General features: G+C 39.3%; 5 protein-coding genes and 1 pseudogene. 5 read left to right on the top strand and 1 reads right to left on the bottom strand.

Annotation, left to right across the window (positions count from 1 at the left end):
- The 4 genes and pseudogenes from ACINWC323_RS06485 to ACINWC323_RS06495 all read left to right on the top strand — a co-directional run.
- Positions 1-191, top strand: a 191-nt coding sequence (locus ACINWC323_RS06485; RefSeq protein WP_004897263.1) for a DDE-type integrase/transposase/recombinase, incomplete at its 5' end; no start/stop codon positions are given.
- 70 nt (positions 192-261) lie between these two features.
- Entirely contained in the window at positions 262-468 is a 207-nt protein-coding gene (locus ACINWC323_RS06490) for a helix-turn-helix domain-containing protein (protein ID WP_009513519.1), read from the top strand.
- A gap of 33 nt (positions 469-501) precedes the next feature.
- A pseudogene (locus ACINWC323_RS19860) lies at positions 502-747 on the top strand (HNH endonuclease signature motif containing protein); the annotation flags it as partial.
- A gap of 552 nt (positions 748-1,299) precedes the next feature.
- The gene (locus tag ACINWC323_RS06495; protein WP_009513514.1) at positions 1,300-2,532 is read left to right on the top strand and encodes an ATP-binding protein; all 1,233 of its coding nucleotides are present in this window, start codon (positions 1,300-1,302) and stop codon (positions 2,530-2,532) included.
- A gap of 271 nt (positions 2,533-2,803) precedes the next feature.
- On the opposite strand, the gene ACINWC323_RS06500 is transcribed toward ACINWC323_RS06495, so the two are convergent.
- On the bottom strand, positions 2,804-3,133 hold the full coding sequence (locus ACINWC323_RS06500) for a DUF4236 domain-containing protein (RefSeq protein WP_000506885.1): 330 nt from the start codon (positions 3,131-3,133) through the stop codon (positions 2,804-2,806).
- A gap of 208 nt (positions 3,134-3,341) precedes the next feature.
- On the opposite strand from ACINWC323_RS06500, the gene ACINWC323_RS06505 reads away from it, so the two are divergent.
- Positions 3,342-3,841, top strand: a 500-nt coding sequence (locus ACINWC323_RS06505) for a BrxR family helix-turn-helix transcriptional regulator (RefSeq protein ID WP_009513516.1), incomplete at its 3' end; no start/stop codon positions are given.

The following is a 3,841-nucleotide window of genomic DNA, read 5'->3' as shown; positions in this document are numbered from 1 at the left end:
TTGAATGTGATCATGGTAAGTTAAAGCGGATCATCAGGGCCACATTAGGATTCAAATCTATGAAGACGGCTTATGCCACAATTAAAGGTATTGAAGTCATGCGTGCACTACGTAAAGGACAAGCATCGTCATTTTATTATGGTCAGCCTCAAGGTGAAGTGTGTCTAATCAACAGGGTTTTCGGTCTCTAAGCACTTTTAAAAAGGAACTTCATCGACTCAAATCTCTATTTGCAACAGTGCCGATTTACTACGTGAACGTGTGCGCTCTGGTGTAGCAGCGGCACAAGCGCGGGGCGTTGTGTTTGGTCGTCGTCCTGGTCAACGTACCAAGTCAGATCGTCTGGCACCTAAAGTGTTGGAGTTGGTGTCTGCTGGACACTCTTATCGACAAGTCGGTCGGCTGGTCAATCTAAGCAAAAATACCGTGTTGGATATCGTTAAAAGAAGTCGGAGTGAAAATCCTTAGCGTGCTATATTTTCCGTTTCCTGAGACGACCCCTTTTCGGCATTAACCAAGAGTCTGCTTAAGCACAATTTTCTGGTGGGTAATCATAACTTTTGCCTCATTTGTGATGGATTGATCTATCTTGATTCTACTGAATCGGATCATCGGATTGCCAAAGCCGTAGGTGGGCAAGGTGTTCTAGAGAATGGTCTGCTGGTTCATCCCATCTGTAATAGAATGAAATCAGATCTGAGTCTGGAAGAGATTAGAGCGGATTTGTTTGGTGAATTACTGTATTAATCAACAGAGCGATGAGCTCATTTTTGCAGATGTATCAATGATTAATCACATGATTTAACTTTTGATACATTCAGCCAATGTGGTTATTTTTAATTCAGTCCAGAATCACAACCAGAAACTAGCTGTAGTTTCTGAATGACCGTCAAGGTCCTTAGTTTCGCCCATAGATTCCCTCTGTGGGCTTTTTTTTTGATCAAAAATTGTATAGATGCTCTAAAATAAACCTTTTAGCATTTCATAAGCAATTAGGATTAAGGCTGAGACCATCAGCACAACAAAAATGAGTTCCACTCTAGTTAACATCTTAGTTCCATTTACTTTTCACTTAATTTATATAGCAGTTAACTCGTAGCATCAATGAAATAACATGACATGGAAAATAATCAAAAAGACAGAATTTGGATTTTGATCAGATCTGCATGTTTACATGCTTCTACAGTAGCTTTGAATGTTTCACTTAACCTTTAAACTTTTCTTAAAACTAAATATATTTACATATACATTCTAAAATTTGATAGAATTTATTAAAACTTTAGATTCTAAGTGTAAATAATGAGAAGCGCTAATATTCGACGTGATGGCTACTTAAAATTTCTGAATACATGGCAAGACCGTGATGTCATTAAAGTACTTTCAGGTGTGCGTCGCTCTGGAAAATCCACCTTATTGGCGATGTTTCAACAAGACCTAAAAGCACAGGGTGTACAAGCCGAAAACATCATTGCCATCAACTTCGAATTTATGGAATTTGAAGAACTCACCGATTACCGTAAACTACATGATTATGTATTGTCCAAAGTTGATAAAAGTAAAAAAAACTATGTTTTTTTAGATGAAATACAACATGTTACAAATTTTGAGAAAGTAGTCGACTCTTTATATGTTCGGGATTATATCGATTTATATATTACAGGTTCAAATGCATTCTTTCTAAGTGGAGAACTTGCGACGTTACTCACAGGACGCTATATCGAGCAACATGTTTTACCCTTGTCATTCCAAGAGTTTAAACAGTGGCATATTGAAAATAATCCGATCATCCAACAATTATCCAATCGTGATTTGTATGCCATGTACACGCACAGTAGTTTCCCCTATACGCTTGCCATGACTAGTCAGCAGGAAACCTATGATTACTTGCAAGCGGTCTATGCCAGTGTAATGTTTAAAGATGTTATTCCTCGTTTGAATACTGCTGATATTAACTCTCTCGAGCGTGTCGCAAGATATTTGGCAAGCGTGACAGGCTCACCCATTTCCATCAATAAAATTAAAAATACCTTTGTTTCAAGCGGGGTTAAAATCTCATTTGAAACAGTAAAACGCTATATTCAGGGCTTACAGGACAGTTTGTTATTTTATAGTGCCGCACAATTTAAAGTACGCGGGCGTGAGTTATTACAATCCTCTGAAAAATACTATTTAGTTGATGTCGGATTGCGCCGGATTATGTTGCCTGATGCTAATGCTGATCAAGGTCATATCTTAGAAAATGTGATTTATCTTGAGCTTGTCAGACGAGGTTATACGGTCTATGTAGGGCGGGTTGATGAATATGAAATTGATTTTGTTGCTGTCGATACTTTACAGAATTTAACTTATTATCAGGTGGCATTAGAAACGCTCAATGAGGAGACACTCAGCCGAGAGTTACGTCCATTACAGAAAATTTCTGATTCGTATCCCAAATATTTACTTACCTTAGACACGATAGGGGCTGAAGCAAATTATAATGGTATTGTAAAAATGAGTGCTCTCGATTGGTTGCTATCTGAAAATAAGTAAAGTTGAGGGTAGACATGAATACTCTTATTTATTGATTAAAACTCAAAGACTTTTCAGCATCATCCAAGAATGTATTCAAGCATAATTTCTGCTCCAATTGTGATGGATCGATTTACCTCGATTCGATTGAGTCAGACCCTCATGATTGAGCCAGAGTCGCTTACTGAAAGTAGCGAGAATTGCGCTGGAGTTTCTGAAGGATATTAATTCCTTAGTTTGCCCATTCATCCATCTGGGCATTTTTTTTGATTAAAATACAATGCGGTTCTTGCTAAAAAATGACGGCACCCACCATAAAACACAATATTCCAAAAATAATCCAAGGCCAGATCTTTGTCTTCGGTTGTTCTAAATTCTGAGGATTATATTCCGTGTGTTCTAGCGATGTCGGTTGTGGAACACGGGTCTTTTTAGAGTAAGGTTGGTGTTTAGAGTAAGATAGTCCCGTACCTGGAATGCCGACACTGGTTCGCGTACCTTTTTTCCCAATATTTAGAGAAGCACCAGGTTTGCCAATGCTGGCACTGCTGATGCCTTTATGGGTCAGATTAATTTTAAAACCCGGGAATAATTTAATACTTTTACGAAATCTAAAACCCATATTGCTCTCATTCTAAAACTTAGCTCAATTCACGCGCTATACCAGGATCCATGATCTGCTAGAGATCGTACTTTGACGGCTATCATCAGGATACTAGTATATTTTTTATCTGATGATTGCAATACTACCTTTAAATACCGTCAAAAATCTTTACTGTATATTTGCTGTAGGGTAATCTTAAAACTGCTATTTATTGACTGATTGGTATATGACGACAGATAAGCATGAGGTGCTTCTTAGGATGCGGGCGATCGAGCTCCTTGCATATTGGGAAGGTCGTTTGGTTACCAATCGTTTGATGAGCTGGTTTGGACTGAGTCGACAACAGGCTTCTGCGGATATCAAGCGCTATAATACGCTGTATAACCCCGATGCCTTGATTCATGATCCCTCAGTCAAGGGTTATGTGCCTAAAGCCAGCTTCCAGCCTGTACTGACTACAGCGCATATCAATGAATATCTCAATATGCTCTCGGGCTTGGTCAGTGAATCGCATGCCCTGATTGCGATGCCAGAACCGAATCTTGCAGCAGTTCAATTACCTGATCGCAGTGTGCGTCCTGAAGTCATCAGGGAAGTGTTGCGTGCCTGTCGAACACAAAGCTGTCTCAAAATTATTTATGCCTCCATGCAGAATCCGCAGTGGCATGAACGCATGATTTCCCCACATACCCTGGTGTATACCGGTTTTCGCTGGCATGTCCGTGC

The organism is Acinetobacter sp. WC-323 (assembly GCF_000314615.1).
In the GTDB taxonomy this organism is placed as follows: Bacteria; Pseudomonadota; Gammaproteobacteria; order Pseudomonadales; family Moraxellaceae; genus Acinetobacter; species Acinetobacter courvalinii.
This window is presented reverse-complemented; position numbering and strand designations above follow the sequence as displayed.